This window comes from Paraburkholderia sp. RL17-337-BIB-A, from assembly GCF_046025895.1.
Taxonomy (GTDB): Bacteria; Pseudomonadota; Gammaproteobacteria; order Burkholderiales; family Burkholderiaceae; genus Paraburkholderia; species Paraburkholderia fungorum_C.
The window spans coordinates 1,723,180-1,741,874 of sequence record NZ_JARESY010000002.1 but is presented as its reverse complement, the minus strand read 5'-3'; the positions used below and the strand labels follow the sequence as shown (position 1 = coordinate 1,741,874).

The 18,695-nt window shown below is 63.2% G+C and carries 15 protein-coding genes; 6 read left to right on the top strand and 9 right to left on the bottom strand.

All coding sequences use genetic code 11. From position 1 onward, the window contains the following. Window positions 1-28: 28 nt before the first annotated feature. Together P0D84_RS28650 and P0D84_RS28645 are read right to left on the bottom strand one after the other, a co-directional pair. A complete protein-coding gene (locus P0D84_RS28650) occupies window positions 29-2,653 on the bottom strand; it encodes an AAA family ATPase (protein ID WP_408342180.1) in 2,625 nt (874 codons plus the stop codon). Beyond that, complete coding sequence (locus tag P0D84_RS28645; RefSeq protein WP_408342178.1) at window positions 2,650-3,792, bottom strand: metallophosphoesterase family protein; 1,143 nt, start codon at window positions 3,790-3,792, stop codon at window positions 2,650-2,652. The genes P0D84_RS28650 and P0D84_RS28645 overlap by 4 nt, the downstream gene beginning before the upstream one ends. A gap of 225 nt (window positions 3,793-4,017) precedes the next feature. Here P0D84_RS28645 and P0D84_RS28640 point away from each other — a divergent pair, with 225 nt between their 5' ends. The 4 genes from P0D84_RS28640 to P0D84_RS28625 all read left to right on the top strand — a co-directional run bounded on the left by P0D84_RS28640 (window position 4,018) and on the right by P0D84_RS28625 (window position 9,563). Continuing rightward, complete coding sequence (locus tag P0D84_RS28640) at window positions 4,018-5,298, top strand: DUF445 domain-containing protein (RefSeq protein WP_408342176.1); 1,281 nt, start codon at window positions 4,018-4,020, stop codon at window positions 5,296-5,298. 132 nt (window positions 5,299-5,430) lie between these two features. Then, on the top strand, window positions 5,431-7,383 hold the full coding sequence (locus P0D84_RS28635; RefSeq protein ID WP_408342174.1) for an AI-2E family transporter: 1,953 nt from the start codon (window positions 5,431-5,433) through the stop codon (window positions 7,381-7,383). 250 nt (window positions 7,384-7,633) lie between these two features. Beyond that, window positions 7,634-9,352 (top strand): FAD-dependent oxidoreductase, encoded by a 1,719-nt coding sequence (locus P0D84_RS28630; RefSeq protein ID WP_408342172.1) that lies wholly within the window; start codon window positions 7,634-7,636, stop codon window positions 9,350-9,352. Between the two features lie 19 nt (window positions 9,353-9,371). Next, window positions 9,372-9,563 carry a hypothetical protein gene (locus tag P0D84_RS28625; protein WP_408342170.1) on the top strand — a complete coding sequence of 64 codons (192 nt, stop codon included), beginning with the start codon at window positions 9,372-9,374 and terminating at the stop codon, window positions 9,561-9,563. A gap of 10 nt (window positions 9,564-9,573) precedes the next feature. Here P0D84_RS28625 and P0D84_RS28620 read toward each other — a convergent pair whose 3' ends face one another. From P0D84_RS28620 to P0D84_RS28610, 3 genes are all read right to left on the bottom strand, one after another. Next, window positions 9,574-10,557 carry a 2-dehydropantoate 2-reductase gene (locus P0D84_RS28620; RefSeq protein WP_408342168.1) on the bottom strand — a complete coding sequence of 328 codons (984 nt, stop codon included), beginning with the start codon at window positions 10,555-10,557 and terminating at the stop codon, window positions 9,574-9,576. A gap of 103 nt (window positions 10,558-10,660) precedes the next feature. Continuing rightward, entirely contained in the window at window positions 10,661-11,452 is a 792-nt protein-coding gene (locus P0D84_RS28615) for a class II aldolase/adducin family protein (protein WP_408342166.1), read from the bottom strand. 82 nt (window positions 11,453-11,534) lie between these two features. Beyond that, window positions 11,535-12,734, bottom strand: a complete 1,200-nt coding sequence (locus P0D84_RS28610) for an amino acid aminotransferase (RefSeq protein WP_408342164.1) — start codon at window positions 12,732-12,734, stop codon at window positions 11,535-11,537. Window positions 12,735-12,964: 230 nt separating this feature from the next. On the opposite strand from P0D84_RS28610, the gene P0D84_RS28605 reads away from it, so the two are divergent. Next, a complete protein-coding gene (locus P0D84_RS28605; protein ID WP_408342162.1) occupies window positions 12,965-13,933 on the top strand; it encodes a LysR family transcriptional regulator in 969 nt (322 codons plus the stop codon). Here the strand turns inward: P0D84_RS28605 and P0D84_RS28600 are convergent. After that, complete coding sequence (locus P0D84_RS28600; protein ID WP_408342160.1) at window positions 13,907-14,728, bottom strand: helix-turn-helix transcriptional regulator; 822 nt, start codon at window positions 14,726-14,728, stop codon at window positions 13,907-13,909. The two genes, P0D84_RS28605 and P0D84_RS28600, sit on opposite strands and share 27 nt — an antisense overlap. Before the next feature lie 1,042 nt (window positions 14,729-15,770). Between P0D84_RS28600 and P0D84_RS28595 the strand changes: the two genes are divergently transcribed. Beyond that, the gene (locus P0D84_RS28595) at window positions 15,771-16,085 is read left to right on the top strand and encodes a hypothetical protein (protein ID WP_408342158.1); all 315 of its coding nucleotides are present in this window, start codon (window positions 15,771-15,773) and stop codon (window positions 16,083-16,085) included. On the opposite strand, the gene P0D84_RS28590 is transcribed toward P0D84_RS28595, so the two are convergent. From P0D84_RS28590 to P0D84_RS28580, 3 genes are read right to left on the bottom strand one after another with little or no spacing between them, the layout of a single operon-like run. Next, window positions 16,072-17,199 carry a hybrid sensor histidine kinase/response regulator gene (locus tag P0D84_RS28590; protein ID WP_408342156.1) on the bottom strand — a complete coding sequence of 376 codons (1,128 nt, stop codon included), beginning with the start codon at window positions 17,197-17,199 and terminating at the stop codon, window positions 16,072-16,074. The two genes, P0D84_RS28595 and P0D84_RS28590, sit on opposite strands and share 14 nt — an antisense overlap. Before the next feature lie 9 nt (window positions 17,200-17,208). After that, window positions 17,209-17,835, bottom strand: coding sequence for a chemotaxis protein CheB (locus P0D84_RS28585; RefSeq protein ID WP_408342154.1), 627 nt, complete (start codon window positions 17,833-17,835; stop codon window positions 17,209-17,211). A gap of 10 nt (window positions 17,836-17,845) precedes the next feature. Then, on the bottom strand, window positions 17,846-18,691 hold the full coding sequence (locus tag P0D84_RS28580) for a CheR family methyltransferase (protein WP_408342152.1): 846 nt from the start codon (window positions 18,689-18,691) through the stop codon (window positions 17,846-17,848). Window positions 18,692-18,695: the final 4 nt, after the last annotated feature.

Below are 18,695 nucleotides of genomic sequence, written 5' to 3'. Positions count from 1 at the left end.
TGCCGTTGTCAATCGCCAGCCGGGGTTCCTAAGCCGCCACCTTCAAATCCTCGATCGCCCGCTGCCTCACTCCCAGATCGTCCCAAAGCTCCGGATGGCACGTGAACACGAGGATCTGGTGCCGTGTGGCCGCATCGATCAGCGCGCGCTTGATCGCATCGCGCCGCGCCGCATCGGTGTGCACGGCGGCGTCGTCGAGCATTAGCAAGGTGGGGCGACCCGATGCTTTCAAAAGATCCGCATAGGCTAGCCGCGTCAGAATACCGAGCTGTTCCCGTGTACCAAAGCTCAACGCATCGAGCGTATCCGCACGGCCATAACGATCCAGCGTCGCGGGGCTCAGATCGTCGCCGAGCGCGATCGTCGACTGCGGGAAAATCCGCTTCAGGTAGTGCCCAAGCCGCTCGGTCAGCGGCGCACGGAGTTGCGCCACCGCTGCATCGCGTTCGTCGACGAGCACTTCGTCCAGTAAGCTCAAAGCACTCGCGCGCAAGCTGAGTTCGTCCTTGCGGCGCGTGGCCTGCTCGACCGCCGCTTTGACCGCCGCAAGACGCTCGCCGAGGCCGGACGCCCCCACCGTCTCGAGCTGACTGCGCAACTGCGCAATCCGCACTTGCCGTTCGTGCTGCTCGTTGCGCGCGAGTTCCGCCGACGCGCGATAGCGCTTCGCCTCCGCCGCCGGATCGTCCAGACGCGCGGCCTCCAACTCACGCTCGCGGCCCTCGAGCTGCTTTTTCAGAGCCTCGACCTGCACACGCTGCTCGACGATTTTCGTCTGCCACTGTGCGCGGTTGCGGCAGAACGCTTCGTCGCTTAAGTACACTTCCTTGCGCTGCAACTGGACGGCGAGCGATTCCGTCGTGGCCGTTGCGGTCGAGCGCTTCTCGGCGGCTTGCGCCAGGACTGCCCTGGCGGCGTCCAGCGCATCACGCGCGATGTCGGCGTTGCGGCGCGCCTCGTCGAGCGGGGCTGCGGCGGACACATCGGGCAAGGCCGCAAGCCGTCCATTAGCCGATTGCAATCGTGCATCCGCCGAAGCCAACGCCGCCCGCAGCGCGTCGATACCCTTGGGCGCATGCACTTCAAGTATCTTCGCCTGACTTTTCTGCTGCGCGACTAGCGCCTTCCACTGCTCCTGCCTGGCCTCGGCCTCGCCCAGTGAAGCAACGCCCAGCGCCTGCAACAACTGCGTATGCCGGGCTTCGAGCGACGCCAGTTCAGACAGCTGCGCGGACAGATCGGACACGCCCGGAATCACCCGCAATTCACCGAGCGCGCCAAGACCAATCCGTTTCTCGTCGTCGAGCCGCAGCACGCCCTCGCCGCTCACCTCGATATCGCCGACAGTAATCGCGCCATTCAAGCGGTACTCGATGCGCGTCATCGCCGCTTCAGTCCGTGCGCGCAGCACGGTCAACTCGGCATCGAGCGATTGGAGCCGCTTCAATTGCGCCCCGTCGATTTCAAGAGCGGCCGCCGCGCGCGTCGCTTCCAGCACGGCCTCGTTCGCCTTACCGGCGGCCTCGATCGACGCTTCCAGCCGCTCGCGCTCGGTGCGATGAAGCGCAATCTGACTCCGCAAATCGCCGGCGGTAACAGCAGCGTTCGCCAGTTCCTGCGCGCGGCTGGCATCGGCGTACACCTGTTCGAATTGCGTCACGCTCGCCTGCGCCTGCGCGTGTTCGTTCTGAACCGCCGACACATTGGCTCGCGCGGCATCGAGTTGCTGCCGCTCGCGAGCGACGGCCGCTTCCAGCTCCGTTGCGGCCTGTTCCTGCTGCACCGAGAGTGCCAGTTCCGCATCGCTCAATTTCAGCGACTGCGCCAGCCCCTGAAGACTGCGCTCGAGTTCCGCCGCGGCATCGGCGCGTTGTTGCGCCTGCACGGCCTTCTGCTCGTGAAGCTCCCAGGGGCGCTTGCGTTGCGCGTCCTCGAAAGCTTCCTGCTGCGTGGCAAGGCGCGCGATATTCTCATCGAACTGCTGACGCTGCTGCTCCAGATCGTCGCGTTCGACAATCAGCGCCGCCAAGGTCTGTTCGGCCTCAGCCAACGGTCCGGTGGACTTCTGCGTACGCGCCGTGAGCAGTTGCCGCAGCTCGCGCTGCACCGCCGCGATCAGCGCATCCTCACCCGCCGATTCATGGCCACCCGACAGTTGCGACAATGCATCGCGCAGATACTGCGCCGCATGCCCGGTGGAATCGCGCACTTCCTGCGTGCCACCTTGTTGCACCCACAACAAACCGGGAACGCCCGCGTTTTCCGCCTTCAACGGCCCACGCGCGGCACGCGAGAAACCGAGCAGCGCAGCGAGCTTGTCTTCCGCTTCATCCTCGCCGAACACTGCCTGGCCGATCTTCAGCTCGCAGCGCTGGCGCGTGACGAACTGCTTCGACAGGCGGCACGCCGTGCCATCCATATCGAATGTCACTTCAACCGACGGTTGTCCGCTCGCCTTGCCCCACGGCAACAGGTCTTTCAGATGCGAAGCCTTGTAGCGTTCGAGAAACACCGCCCGCACGGCTTCGGCGATCGTGCTCTTGCCGGCCTCGTTCGGGCCGGTGAACAGATTGAGCCCGGGCTGCAGATCGTCGATAACGAGCCGGCCGGTGAACTGCTTGAACTCCTGAATCGCGATACTTTCCAGCTTCATGCGGACCTCGCTTCGCGCGGAAGTTCACGTTGAAAACGCGCCAGCAGCAATAACGCCTCCGCCGCGCGTTTGACTTGTTGCGGGTCGGACTGTGGGTCCTCCTGCAGGCCGCGCAAGCGCGCGACCACCTTCGACAGGTAACCGCTTTGCGCGCCGAGTTCGGCGAGGTCGTCGGCGGTGGGCAGCACTTGCAGGCCGCTCAGGTCGACGCGTAGCGCACGCACCCGCGCGCGGGTTTCTTCCACCGCGACGTGAATCGCTTCGGCCTCGGCCAATGCGGTCGTGCCGCTGACAGTGACCCGCAGCACGTCCTGACTGCCCAACGCGCCGAGGCGCAGCTTGAGAGAATCCACATCGGTCGGCACCGAGATCGTCTCTTCCCAGCGATGCCATTGATATTTGCCGACCCGCACCGCTTCGACCACCGGCGCGGCGCCAGGCTCAGTCAGCGTGACGTCGAGCATGAAGCCGGGATCGTTGGCGCGGAACCGGTCCTGCTCATGCGTGCCGGCATACCAGGTGCGCTCATCGACACGCAAATGGCCGTGCCAGTCGCCAAGCGCGAGATAGTCCAGACGCGCGCTCGCGGCACGCGTCGGCGCGATCGGGTTCGACGAATCGATCCCCTCCTGCAGAATCCCGCTCACGCTGCCGTGCGCGAGCCCGATGCGGTGATAGCCGGGCGGCGTCGGTGTTGTGTCGAAGAAGCCGGTTGTGTCGTCGTAGGTGATACGTTGCGTGAGGGGCGCGCAGAGCAATGCGGCCTTGCACGCGTCGAGCGTCACCACGCCGGGTTCGAGCACTACCCGCACGTTGGGCGCAATGCAGTTCAATCGCTGCGCACGAGTCCACACGCTCTCGACCAGCGCGGCGTCGTGGTTGCCGGGCAGCATGATCCATGGGCCCGGGAAGGCTTGCAGCGCGCCGAACAAACGGCGGATCACCGTGTCCGATACGGTCTGCAGGTCGAATACGTCGCCGGCAACCAGCACGGCGTCGACCTGGCGCGCTGCCGCTTCCCCGGCGATCCGGCGCACGGTTTCGAAGCGTGCTTCCGCGAGATGCGCGGCTTCGTCCGGCTCGAACTGGCCGAATTGCGTGCCGATCTGCCAGTCCGCAGTGTGCAGAAACCTGATCAATGTGCCTCCATTCCATTCAATTGCATCGTCATTCAGCGGGCATGCAATGCTCGTTCAGGCATCGCCACGCAGTCTAACCGCAGATGTTACCGCGCCAGCGGATCAAGCAATGTCCAAAGCCTGGCACATTGCCGGAACAGCGGCGCTACACTCGCGTTTTCTGGACGAGCATGCCCATCGCACCGCACCATTTCAATCGACTTGAACTCCGCCGCCCTGCTGCCGATGAACAAAGAAACCGAACTGAAGCAAGCCAAGCGCACCCCGTTGCTGCTGTTGGCGGCTGCCGCCTGCGTTTTCGTCGTGACTGCCTTCATGCCGCGCGGCATCTGGGTGGACGGCATCAAAGCGGTGGCCGAGGCCGCCATGGTCGGCGCGCTCGCCGACTGGTTCGCCGTGGTGGCACTGTTTCGCCGCGTGCCGATCCCCATCGTCTCCGCGCACACAGCGATCATTCCGAAGAACAAGCACAAGATCGCCGACAACCTCGCGGTCTTCGTGCAGGACAAGTTTCTCGACGTGCCGTCGCTGGTCGGCCTGATCCAGAAACACGATCCGGCCCAAAGCATCACCGCGTGGCTGACCACGCCGGCCAACACCGCGCGTCTGGGCGACTATGTCGTCAAACTGACGGGCGGCATTCTCGAACTGACCGATGACGTGCGCATCCAGGTCTTCATTAAAGACGCACTGCGCGACGTACTGGCCAAAGTCGATCTGTCGCAATCCATGGGCGCGATTCTCGATACGCTCACCAAAGACGGCCGTCACCAGGAATTGCTCGACGCCGGCATCGAACAGGTCGTGGCGCTGTTGCGCGAACCGCAGGCGCGCGAGTTTATCGCGGAGCGCATCGTCGAGTGGGTGAAGAGCGAATATCCGAAGATGGAAAAAATCCTGCCGTCGGCGTGGCTCGGCGAAAAAGGCGCCGAGGCGATCGCCAATGCGGTGAACCGGATGCTCGAGCAGATCAGCGAGAATCCCACTCATCAACTGCGCCAGAAATTCGACGACGCGGCGCAGAAGCTGATCGACAAACTCAAAAGCGATCCGGCGTTCCTGCAAAAAGGCGAGGAACTGAAGCGTTATCTGGTGGAAGGCGACGCGCTCAGCACATATGTGAAGGACATGTGGGGCGAATTGCGCGCATGGCTCAAGCGCGATCTGCAAAGCAGCGAATCGGCGCTGCACGCCAGAGTGATGGCGATGGGCCAATGGGTGGGCCGCGAACTGGCGCACGACCCCGCGCTGCGTCAGTCACTGAACGATCACCTGGAAGAAGCGGCGCGCGCCATGGCGCCGGATTTCGCCCAGTTCCTCACGCGCCACATCAGCGATACAGTGAAGAACTGGGACGCGCGCGACATGTCACGGCAAATCGAGTTGAACATCGGCAAGGATTTGCAGTACATCCGCATCAACGGCACGATTGTGGGCGGCTTTATCGGCTTGCTGCTCTATGCGAGTTCGCAGCTGTTCGAGCTGCTGCGTTTGCACATGGACTAAGGGGCCGGTTCGCCGCGCATCAAAGCGCCTACAATTCAGGCATATGAATTGCTCAGGCGCTAGTCTCACTGCCGCCGTTCCATCCGCGCGCCCCTCATGGAAGCGACAGCGTCAAGATCGAGAAGTGTGCTCATGAAAATATCGTTACCGCCGCATGGACGGCCGAACCGCGTATACCCGCCAGGCACGCCCAACCTGCACGGTTTGGCGTCGGTGATTACCGGCGTGGTGGTGGTATGCGCGCTGTACTTCGGCCGCGCGGTGTTGATCCCGATCACCCTCTCCGTGATGCTCAGCTTTTTGCTCGCACCGCTGGTGCAGGCATTGCGGCGCTTGCACATGGGTCAATTGCCGTCGATCTTTATCGCGGTGCTGTTCGCCCTCGCCACCTTGCTGGCCGTGGGTGCGTTGATCGGGGCGCAACTTGTGCAACTGGCGGGCGATCTGCCGCAGTATCAGGTGGCGATCGAGCAAAAGATCGAGACTGTGCAGGAGAAAACCGTCGGCCGGGCCGACTCGCTGATGAGCCGCGCCGCCGCCACGCTGCAACGGGTCGCGCCGAGCAAGCCGAACCCGCCGCGTCCCACCGGACGCGCGGCGCGCAATGCCCCGGCCGTGCCGCAGCCCGTCGAAGTCCACGAGCCTTCGCCCACGCCGATGCAACTCGCGCAGCGTGCGCTGTCACCGGCGATTGCGCCGATCGAGACCACCTTCATCGTGCTGGTCGTGACGATCTTCATCTTGCTGCAGCGCGAGGATCTGCGCGACCGTTTGATCAGCCTTTTCGGTTCGCGCGATCTGCACCGCACTACCACCGCGATTAACGACGCCGCCGTGCGGCTGAGCCGCTATTTCGTCGCGCAACTGGGCGTGAACCTCAGCGCGGGCGGCATCATCGCTATTGGTCTGGCGATCATCGGCGTGCCGGGGGCGCTGCTGTTCGGCGTGATCGCCGCGTTGCTGCGCTTCGTGCCATACATCGGCATCTGGATCGCCGCGATTCTCGCGGTGTTTCTCGCCGCCGCCATCCAGCCTCAATGGACCATGGCGGTCTATACGCTGATCCTGTTTATCGTCGTCGATGTGGTGGCCGGGCAGATCGCCGAGCCGCTGCTGTATGGCCATCGCTCGGGTCTGTCGCCGCTCGCGGTAGTGGTGGCGGCGATTTTCTGGAGCTGGCTGTGGGGGCCGATCGGGCTCGTGCTCTCCACGCCGCTCACGCTGTGCGTCGTCACGCTGGGCCGCTATGCCGATCGTCTTAACTTTCTCACGGTGCTGCTGGGCGATCAGCCCGCGCTCACGCCCGCGCAGAACTTTTATCAAAGGCTTCTGGCGGACGATCCGCATGAAGCCATCGTGCAGGCCGAGCGCCTGCTGCGCGAGATGTCGCTGATCGATTACTACGACAAGGTCGCGCTGGAAGGCCTCAAGCTCGCGCGCAACGACGCAATGCGCGGCGTGTTGATGCCCGACCAGTTGGCGAGGGTCAACGACGCGCTGGTCGATATCGTCGAAAACCTGGAAATCGCCGACGGGCTCCCGGACCGCCTGTCGCGCACCGACTCGGCCGACGCCGCCGAGGCGCTCCTGGCTTCGGCTTCAGCCGATCTTTCGGAGCGGCATGACAGCGACGCCTCGGCACGCCAGCACGCGCGCCATGAAGCCGACAAGACCTCGGTGCTGTGCGTGCCCGGCCGTGGCGCATTCGACGAGGTCACCACCGCGATCGCCGTGCAATTGCTCGGGCGCCAGGGGCTCGCACCGATGATGGCGACGCACTCGGGTTATCGCAGCGCGCGTGCCGACGAACCGAGCTTCAAGGACGCGCCGATCATCTGCATCATCTCGCTCGACGCCCCGGACTCGCCGCCGTATCTGCGCAATATGCTGCGGCGCACGCGGGAATGGCGGCCCAGGGCGACACTGGTGGTGGGCGTGGGCGGCGCACCGGAAGGCGGGCCGGAGATGGGCGCGACCGGTGCTTCGCATACGGCGCCGACGTTCCGCGCAATGATCGAGGAATGCCAGGCGGGTGCCAGCCTGCAGCACACGCGGCAGCCTTCGCATGCGGCTGGGGCTGACTGAGCTGGTCTGCGGCAGCGCGCGAGGCGGTGTAGCGTGGGCATGTGCCGTGTGCCGTGCGCCGAGATCCGAGATCCGAGAGCCGAGCCCACAGTCCGCGGCGCAAACTCCAACGTGCTGGGTCATGTACCCAAAATGAGGACAGCCGCGCGCCGCCCCTCCTCCATACTTCACCTATCGACTAGCACCGCCTCCAGAGCGCACTCAGGCCGCGGCGGGCAGTCCATAGGCATCGAAGATCCGGGAGACACGCATGAGCCGCAGCTTCAAACCCTATCCATTCACGCCTCGTCAGTACGCCGGCGTGGTGCCGCCGCTGATTGACGGCCGCGACCCAGTACAGCGCGCCGTCGTCATTGTCGGCGGCGGGCCGGTAGGCATGACGCTGGCGCTCGCGCTGGCTCGCCAGGGCGTGCGCTCGGTACTGATCGAGGCCGACGACGGCGTCTGCACCGGCAGCCGCGCGATCTGCATTTCCCGGCGCAGCCTGGAGATTTTCAAGCGCCTCGGCGCCGTGCACGGCTTCCTGCAAAAGGGCTTGCCGTGGACGGGCGGCCGCAGCTTCTACCGCGACGCCGAAGTGTTCCGCTTCACGATGCATCAGGACGACGAGCAATCGCTGCCGCCGATGATCAACATCGCGCAATACCAGATCGAACAGTTGCTGCTCGACGAAGTGGAACAGCACACCGATCTGATCGACATCCGTTGGCAAACCCGCGTGACCGGCATCGAGCAACATGCCGACCATGGCGCCGCCGGCGCTACGCTGGACCTTCGCACCGGCGACACCGCCTGGAAAATGCACGCGGACTGGGTCGTCGCATGCGACGGCGGCCGCAGCACGATTCGTGAGGCGCTCGGCCTCAAACTCACCGGTACCACGTACGAAGGCCGCTACGTTATCGTCGATATCGAACTGAAGAGCGGGCGCGCCACCGAGCGTCTCGCGTATTTCGATCCGCCCTCCAATCCCGGCTCGACGGTGCTGGTGCACAAGCAGCCCGACAACGTCTGGCGCATCGACTACCAGCTTCGCGACGATGAAGACCCGGAGGCCGCGATCCAGCCTGAAAACGTGATGCCGCGCGTGCAGAGCGTGCTCGACTCGATGGGTGAAACAGGCGAATGGTCGCCGATCTGGATTACCGTCTACAAGGCCAATGCCTTGACGCTCGAACGCTATCGTCACGGCTCGGTGCTATTCGCGGGCGATGCCGCGCATCTCGTGCCGATTTTCGGCGTGCGCGGCGCGAATTCCGGCATCGACGACGCCGACAATCTCGGCTGGAAACTCGCTTGCGTGGTCAACGGCATTGCATCGGAGCGCCTGCTCGACAGCTACAGCGACGAGCGCGTGTTCGCCGCGCGTGAAAACCTGAGCTACGGGATGAAGAGCACGGAATTCATGGCGCCGCCCTCGTTCGCATTCGAGCTGATGCGCCGGGCAGTGTTGGGACTTGCCGAGCGTCACCCCGCCGTGCGGCCGCTGATCAATCCGCGGCAGACGCATGCGATTGCGTATGCGAAGTCGCCGCTCAACTGGATCGCGGCGGTAGCGTCGGGCACGTTCTCCAAAGGGCCGGCTCCCGGCACGGTACTGCCGGAGTGCCGCCTGCAACGGTTTTGCGAGGGAGCAGCAGTCGATATCCATCTCACCGATCTGCTTGGGCCGTGCTTCACCGCACTACGCTTCGGTGCGGACACGGCACAAGACGACGCATGGCAGCAATTGCACCACGCGCTTGGCGAACACAGCATTCCGTTCAAAGCAGTCACGCTGATCACCGGCGATGCGCCGCGCCCCGCTAGCGCGCATGTGGTCGATCCGGCGGGCCGCTTGCACGAGATGCTCGACGCGAAGCCGGGCACCGTCTATCTGATCAGGCCGGATGGGCATGTGCTGGCCCGCTGGCGCAACGGCAATGCGGTGAACGTGCAAAGCGCCGTGACGGCCAGTCTGACGAACTGACGCAAGAGGAACCCAAACCATGACCGATAGCGAACTCGACCTCGTCTACACGACGCTCTGTAAGACGCTGACCGCTGAAGGCGAAGCGCAGGCGCCCTTGTATCTGGCACGCCTTGCGCTGCTTTCCATGACGGAGATCGGCGACCCGCAACGGGCGTTGTCGCTGATCGAGGCGGCGAGGCTGCCGGCCTCTGCCGCTGTGACTGCTTAATGCGAAACCTTCACTGCCGCGGATATAACCCCAACGTGCTCGCATGCAGACGTGCGAGGCCGAGCAACGCGTCCGTATAGGGCGTCGGCACATCGGTAAGCTGCCCCAACTCACGTACGGCGGCTACCAGCGCGTCGAGTTCCACCTGCTTGCCCGCTTGCACGTCCTGCAGCATCGAGGTTTTCATCGCGCCGAGTTTGAGCGTGACCTTATTGCGATCGTCTGGTGCCTGTTCGATTGGAATACCGAAGCGCGCGCCGATCTCCTTCGCCTCCAGCATGATGCTCGTGACGAAGTTGCGCACCAGTTCGTCGCTGAGAATCCGGTCGGTGGTCGCGCCGGTGATGGCGCTGACCGGGTTCATCGTCATATTGCCCCACAGCTTGTACCAGACGTCGCGCTGGATCTGCTCCGACACCGTTGCATTGAAGCCCGCAGCGGCGAACGTGGCGGTGAGCGCTTCGACGCGTTCGCTCGGCTGCCCTGACGCCTCGCCGATGATCAAGCCATTGCCCTGATGATGCTTGATGACACCCGGTGCTTCGACCAGACAGCTCGCATGCACGACGCAACCCACCGCCTGCGCGGTCGGAATCGCGCTAGCGATCGCGCCGTCAGGATCGATCGACTTCAAGCGCTGGCCGGCGAAATCACGGCCGAGGCCGTCGCAGAACCACCATGGCACGCCGTTCATGGCGGTCAGCACGATCGTCCGCGGGTTCAGCAGCGGCGCGATATGCGCGGCCACCGACGCCATTGCCGGGCCCTTGACCGCCACCACGACGAGGTCCTGCACGCCGAGGTCCGCCGGCTGTTCGCTCGCGTTCACCTTTGCGGAGTGCGTCACGCCGCCTTCGATCAAACGTAAGCCGTGCTGCTGCAACGCATCGAGCGTGGCGCCGCGCGCCACCACGCTTACGCCGTGACCGGCCTGCGCAAGCTTCACGCCTATCCAGCCGCCGATCGCGCCTGCACCGTAGATTCCTACTTTCATCACTTCAATCCTTGCGTTAGTTCCCGGGGCAATCTTCGCCTCAAGCTTTGCGTCGATCCTCGCATTAATCTTCGCGTTAGTTTTCGCGTTAATCCTTGCCGCGTTAATCCTTATAGCTCGCGTCAATGCGATCCACGCGCCGCACTAAAGCATCGAACACATCCTGTCCGGCACCGTGACGCGGATCGAACTGCAACGAGTCGCGCGAGCAACGGATCGCCACCTCTTCCGGCACCGGGCGCGCGCGGCCCATTGAGAACGTGGCCATCTGGATTTCGCATGCGCGATTGAGCGTCCACAAGATAGCGAAAGTCTGCGGCAACGTGTGGCCCCATGCAAGCAGGCCGTGGTTGCGCAAGATCACCGCCTGCCGGTTGCCGATATGTTCCAGCAGACGCGGCCCTTCTTCCGCATGCACCGTGATGCCTTCGAAGTCGTGATACGCGATGCGATCGTGCAACTGCGCGCTATAGAAGTTGGTTTGCTCCAGACCGTTTTCGAGGCAGGCTACCGCGACGCCGGCAGTGGTGTGCGTGTGCATCACGCAGTGCGCGTCGGCGAGGCCTTCGTGAATCGCGGCATGCACGACGAAACCCGCGGGATTCACCGGATACGGCGAGTTGTCGAGCACGCGCCCTTGTGCATCGATCTTCACCAGATTGCTCGCCGTCACTTCACTGTAGTGCAGTCCGAATGGATTGATCAGGAAGTGCCGCTCGCCGCCGCTCACGCTCGCCGGCACGCGCAACGTGATGTGGTTGTAGATCATCTCGGTCCAGCCCAGCATGTCGAAGATGCGATAGGCCGCGGCGAGCTGCACGCGCGCCTGCCATTCGTCGGGATGCATCGCGGCGAATTTCGGCGGACTTGCCGGTTGCTTTTCAAGTGTCGTCATCAGGGTCTCCATCGTTATAGTTCGCTGTCGTTCGTTAGGTTGGCTACATTCGTTATCGTCTGGTGCTGGCGAACCTCTGCCCTTATGCGCCCGCTACCACCGCCGCGATCGACGATGCAACATAACCAGCGTTGCGTGCATTCAATCCGGCGACGCACATACGTCCCGAACGCAGCACATACACGGCGTATTCGCTGCGCAAACGCTCGACCTGGGCTTCGCTCAAGCCTGTGTACGTGAACATGCCGCGCTGCGCGACGTAACGCGCGCGCATCACTTCATCGACGCGGCCGGCAAGGCCTGCGTGAATCGTGCCGCGCATGGCGAGAATCCGTTCGCGCATGGTGGCGAGTTCCGCCTCCCACGATGCACGCAGCGACGCGTCCGACAGCACGTTGGCCACGAGGCGCGCGCCATGCGTGGGCGGATTGCTGTAATTGGAGCGCACCGTCGACATCAATTGACCGAGCACGCGAGCCGCCTCTTCCTTGCTCTTGCACACCACGCTCAACGCACCGCAGCGCTCGCCGTACAGCGAGAAATTCTTCGAAAACGAATTGGCGGCGATCAACGGCACACCCGCGTCGGCGAGCAGGCGCACGCAGGCGGCGTCTTCTTCCAGACCCGCGCCGAAACCTTGATAGGCCATGTCGACAAAAGCGATCAGTTTGCGGCGCTGCAATACCGGCACGAGTTCTGCCCATTGCGCTGGGCTCAGATCGACGCCGGTGGGGTTGTGGCAGCACGCGTGCAACAGCACGATGCTTTGTTCCGGCAAGCGGTCGATCGTTTCGACCATATCGGCGAAACGCAAGCCGCCGGTGTATTCGTCGTAATACGGATAGGTGTTGACCGTGAGGCCCGCGCCTTCGAACACCACGCGATGGTTTTCCCAGCTCGGATCGCTGATCCAGATCTGCGAGCCCGGGAAATAGCGCTTCAGAAAATCCGCGCCGACTTTCAGCGCGCCCGAGCCGCCGATGGTCTGCAACGTCGCGATCCGGCCCGCCGCCCGCGCTTCATGGCCTGCGCCGAATACCAGCGCCTGGGCCGCGTCGCGATAGAGCGGCAGACCCGCCATCGGCAGGTAGGAGCGCGGGCCGATCGAATCGAGCAACGCGGATTCGGCGCGCCGTACGGCGTCCATCACGGGCAACGTGCCGGCGTCGTCGAAATAGATGCCGATGCTCAAGTTGACCTTGTTGGGCCGCGGATCGAGTTGAAAATCCTCGTTCAGGCTCAGTATCGGGTCGCCCGGGTAGGCGGGAATGTGGTCGAACATGGCGATTCCTTGCGTGGAGCCCGGCATAGGGCTGGATAGTGGCCGGTGTGCGCCCGGAATACGGACTCTTGCAGGTCAGCACTCTCCGGCTTGCATGAGCCGTGTGGGCGAGACGGAAGTCTAAGCGGGTTAGCGCCTTCGCGTCGATGAGGACGAGTGTCGGCCAATGGCGCGTCACTTACAATCAATCGATTTTTCACGATTAGTAAGTTTTTCTTTAGAATCGCCGGATGCCACTCACTCGCGTCACCATTCGTCAGTTCGAGGCTTTTCTCGCCATCGTCGATCTGCATAGTATCGGCGCGGCGGCGGAACGGCTCGGGCTGAGCTCGTCGGCGGTCAGCCAGTTGCTGGCCGAACTGGAAACGGAACTGGGCTTTCGCCTCTTCGACCGTACGACGCGGCGCGTCAATCTGTCGAGTGCGGGACAGGATTTTCTGTCGTCGGCCGAATCCGTGCTGCGCTATGTCCGCGCCGCCGCCCAATCCGCCGACGACATTCGCAATCGCGCAGCCGGCATCGTGCGAGTCGGCGCGCCGCTGGTGCTCGCGGCGACCGCGCTGCCGGCGGCTATTGCCGAATATGCGCGCGACAAACCGAAGGTGGTCGTGCGCATAGTCGACACCGTGGTCGAACAGCTGGTGGAGCGCGTGGAAAGCGGCGACGTGGATCTCGCGATCGGTCCGGATCGTCAGAGCGGCACGCGGGTGCGCTGCGATCCGGCGTTCGCGAGCCCGTGGGTGATGTGGTGCGCGCCGGCGCATCCGTTGAGCGCGCGGCGCCGGGTGCAGTGGCAGCATGTGCGCGACGTGCCGATTGTTGCCACTGGCCGCGATCACGAGCGCGCCGTGGAGCAGATGCTGGCTAATCTGCCGGTGGAGGCGCGCATCATTCCGGTGGACGTGGTGGACAACGTCACCACGGCGTTCGGCGTGGCTTCACAGGGGCTTGCCGTGACGCTCGCGCCCGCCTATGTCGCGCCGCTCGCGCGAACCTTCGGGCTGGTGATGAAGCGGATCGTCGACCCTGAAACGATCCGCGAAGTGTGCGTGTATCGCTCCACCGAACGTGCGCTGTCGCCGCCCGCAGACGGATTCGCGGAATTCATCATGCCGTGGCTGAAGCGCTGGGATAGGGAGACCCAAGCCGACGGGCGGACGAAGCGAGCCGGATCAAGACCGCTCAGGCAGCAAACATAGCGCAAACAACTGGCGCTGACTGGAGATGCCTAACCGGGCGTAAGCGCGCTTCTGATACGTGATCACGCTGGTGGCCTTGATACCCATCTGATCGGCGATCTCGGCGGCGTTGGCGCCTTCGAGCGTGCCGCGCAGCACGTCGATCTCGCGCGGTGTAAGCGCAGGACAGGCGCGTCTGACGCGTGCCAGCATCGCGGCTGCCGTGCCTTGCTGATGCTGCCCGTTGATGGCGTAATGGTTTTTCGCGGCGTGCGCGAACAGATGCGCCAGGTTTTCCACGTGCTCGAGTTCGCCTGGCTGAAACATGCCATAGGCGCTATCACGATACAGATTGATCGACAGCCAGACGCTTTCCACGGGTTGCAGAAGCAACGATAGCCGGTCGGACACATTGGGCTGTGCGTAACATGCGGCACGGTAGGCTTCGTTCTCGATCTCTTCGCTGTGCTGCTGGTGCAACACCAATGGCTGGTGCGGCTGTTTCGCCTGCGGGCGACCGATGATGGCGCGGTTGCCGTCGAGCGCATGGAAGTGCGTGGCGTAGCGCTCGGCGACATCACGGAGAAACCGGCCGCCGCGATGGTCGGCGGCGGAGACGGTGCGCGGTCTCGCGTCGAATTCGTAGGCGAAGATGGTGCATTGCGAAATGGGGAGTGTGTCGCCGACGGTTTTCAGAATGCTTGCAGCGAGCGCGTCCGGGTCGGCATGCGAGATCGACATGACGAGGTCGGTCACACGCGAAGTGTTGATTTGCCCCGTGCGGGGCGGCGTGGATGATATGCGCCAGGAACGCATGATGGTGTGATGGTGGCGGCGTCGCCGCCGGTGTGTGAGGTTTGGGTCTGGGTAGCGTAGCACAATGGATTTTTTTTGCCGGGGGCTGCGGGGGTAGTGCTTTTTTTTGATGTGGTTGCCTGTGCGGCGCTTGTTCGTTGGTGCTTTTATGGCGGTGGCCTTTCCTTGATCTGTCTGCCTGAGTGGCGCTTGTTTGTCTGTGCTTTTATGGCGGTGGCCTTTCCTTGAATTGTTAGTGGTCTATTAGCGTTGCCCCTGTGCGGGGCGGCACTTACTTTCTTTGCCGCCGCAAAGAAAGATAAGCAAAGAAAGCGGCTCAACCCGCCAGCTCATAAGCGGGTCCCCCGCACAGTCGCGGTAGTGGCGCATCTGGAATCTGTGCCATCGCACATTTCGCGTGAGTGACAACGCGCTCATCAGCGCCCACTCCGCACTGCGTGCGTCGCGGATGGGTATGTATGGGAAATCAAGGGCCTCGTTTCGGCGTGGCGGGAGCCATCGGCTTCGCCTCGGCGAGGACGGGCTTGCATGGGAAACCAGGGGCTTCGCTTAGGCGCGGTGGGGGGCCATCGGCTTCGCCTCGGCGCAAACGGTCGGTGCAGTCAGGCCGCCGCGAGGTCCGACGATATGCCATGGCAACAATCGAGAGAGGCGGAGGCAAAAATGCATACACACGATACGCGCCCAGTCACCGCGCCCACTGAAGCGTGAGCGTGAAAACGCAGCGGACGGCTTCAAGAAGTGCCCCTCGGCGCGCGAGGACGGCTTTGCGAAGAGAAGCAGAAGCCTGCACTACGAGCCCGATCCGCTGGCGCCAGCCTACGGCAAGGAATTAGCGGCCGCGTCCAGCTACGGTTGATGAGCATGACTCACACGATTCCCAAGCGACCCCGCCGATCTTCGTGATGTCCCGTTCCGACGAGCACGCAGTGCGAGGCGGGAAGTATGAGCCCTTTGTCACCAACGCGGAATGTGCGAGAACACAGATTCCAGATGCACCACTACCGCCACTGCGCGAGGGACCCGCTTAAGAATTAGCGGTGTGAGCCGCTTTCTTTGCTTATCTTTCTTTGCGGCGGCAAAGAAAGTAAGTGCCGCCCCGCACAGGGGCAACACGAATAGACCAATATCAATTCAAGGAAAGGCCAACGCCACAAAAGCACAGACAACCAAGCGCCGCTGGCAACAAATTCAAGAAAAGGCCAACGCCACAGGCAAACAGACAATAAGCCCCGCACGGGCAACCAAATCAGGGAAATACCAACACCGCAGTCAAACAAACAATAAGCGCCACGCAGGCAACCAAATCAACGCCCCCCAACGCCGCAGGCAAAACCAACCCCTTATCTCCCAGTAAAAGACCCCCTCACCAACGTCACCATCCTCGGCAATTCAATAACAAAAACAGTACCAGCAGCCTCATCAGAGTTAACACTGACACTCCCGCCGTGCATGCGGGCAATCTCCTGCACGATATGCAACCCAAGCCCCAACCCCTCCCGCGACCGCGCCCCACTGCTATTCGGCCCGAAGGCCTTGAAAAGATGCGGAAACACTTCAGGCGGAATCGTCCCGCGATTGGCAACCTTCAACCGCACTGACTCGACGGAATCGCCGTCCACCTCGACACCGATATCCCCTCCCTGCGTGCCATGATGCAACGCATTACTCACCAGATTCGACACCGCCTGCCAAACCAGATCCGTATCCCACGCACCCGCAGTGTTCCCCCGGCTCGCAAACACGATCCGCTTGCCGTTCTCCCGCGAAGCGAACTCATCGATCACCGATCTGCACAACGTCGCTAATTCGATCGAGCGCGGCTGCAACGGCAAGCGGCCACCCTGCAGGCGCGCAAGATTGAGCAACTGATCCACCATCCGCGCCATGCGCAACGAACTGTTCTTCACGCGCGTCGCCACCGTCATCGATTGATCGTCGGCCGCGGTGCGCATCAGATATTCCGCCGACGCCAGCACCGCGCCGAGCGGCGTGCGCAAATCGTGACTCAGCACCGCCATCAACATCTCGTTGGCTTCGAGCATCTGCCGCGTCGTGACGAGCTGCGCCGCAAGCTGGCGCTTCTGCTGCTCCAGTTGCACGAACACATCGACCTTCGATTGCAGAATCCGCGGATCGAACGGCTTATAAAGGAAATCAACCGCGCCGGCCTCGTAGCCGCGAAACGTGCGCGATGAATCCTGCGCGGTCGCGGTCAGAAAGATGATCGGCACATGCGAAGTGCGCGGGCTGCCGCGCATCAAGGCAGCCAGTTCGAAGCCGTTCATGCCCGGCATGTTGACATCGAGAATCGCCAGCGCCACCTCGTGCTTGAGCAGCAGATCGAGCGCCGCGGTGCCCGAGTCCGCCACCAGCACGGCAAGGTCCGGCCGCGCCAGCAAAGCTTCGAGCGCGGTAATGTTGTGCACGATGTCGTCGACGATCAGGATGTTCACGGGTGGGTTCGTCATGGCATCGGGTCAGAGAGAGGCCGGCAATGCTGCAAGCAGCCGGGCCATGGTTTCGGGAGAATAGATGTGATCCACCGCACCGCGCTCAATCGCGGCGCGCGGCATTTCGGGCGAACTGGCGCTGTCGGGCGCCTGCACCCAGGCCGTGCCGCCTAACGCCCGCACGCGCTTCATGCCGCGCGCGCCGTCGTCGTTGGCGCCAGACAGCAGAATCGCCAGTAAACGCTCGCCATATACCGAGGCAGCGGAATCGAACAACACATCGATCGACGGCCGCGAAAAACGTACGGCGGCATCGGTCGAAAGCGCGACGGTGCGGTCCACTTCCACCAGCATGTGATAGCCGGGCGGCGCGACATGCACGCGGCCCGGCATGATCCGCTCGCCCGCGTCGGGTTCGAGCACGGGCAACGCGCAGCGATGCGCGAACGCGTGCACCAGGTAGCTCGGCGAATCCGGCGGCAGGTGGGTGACGATCATCACCGCCGGCGCAAAGCTCGCGGGCAGCGCGCCAAGCAGCACGTTCAACACTTCAATGCCGCCGGCCGAGCCGCCGATCACCACGAGCTCGAAGCCGCGTGCTTCGGCAGCACCCGGCTGGGATTCGACGGCTGGTGTGGCGTTTGAGCGAGACATGATGGCCGTGCTAGCGCTTCTGATAAATGCGTTCGCTCGGACGGAACTCGTCGAACGCTTCGGAATGGTTCGAAAAACGCAAACTTTCCTTGCTGCCCAAGCCGAGAAAACCGCGCCGCACCAACGCGTTTTCAAACAGACCCAGCGCACGATCCTGCAAGCCGCGATCGAAATAGATCAGCACGTTGCGGCACGATACCAGGTGCGCCTCGAGAAAGACTTCGTCAGTGGACAGGCTATGGTCGGCGAACACAACGCGATCCTTCAGCGAACCCGCGAAGCGCGCGCCGCCATACGCCGCATGATAGTAATCCGATAACGACCGCTTGCCGCCGGCCGCCAGGTAATTCTGCGTGAAGCCCTGAACCCGATCGAGCGCATAGATGCCGGACTCGGCGCGCCCCAATGCGTCAGGGCTGATGTCGGTCGCGTAAAACAGCGTGCGTTCCGTCAACCCCTCTTCGTCGAAGAGGATTTTCAGCGACCATAATTCCTCGCCCGTGCTGCACCCCGCTACCCACACTTTGATCGACGGATAGGTGCGCAGACGCGGCAGCACATGTTCGCGCAGCGCGAGGAAATACGACGGATCGCGGAACATGTCGCTGACCTGCACCGTCAGGTACTGGAACAGCCGCGAAAACTCGTCGCCGTTGCGCATGATGCGGTCCTGCAACTGCGACAGCGTCCTCAGCCCGAACTCCTCGAGCGCCTGTGACAGCCGGCGGCGCAGCGACGACATCGCGTAATGCCGGAAATCGTGCTGGTATTTGAGGTAAATCGCCTCCAGCAGCAGTTTCAACTCGATGTCGAAATCGCTGATGCGCTGCGGCACGTCAAACTCGGACTGGCTCATCGTG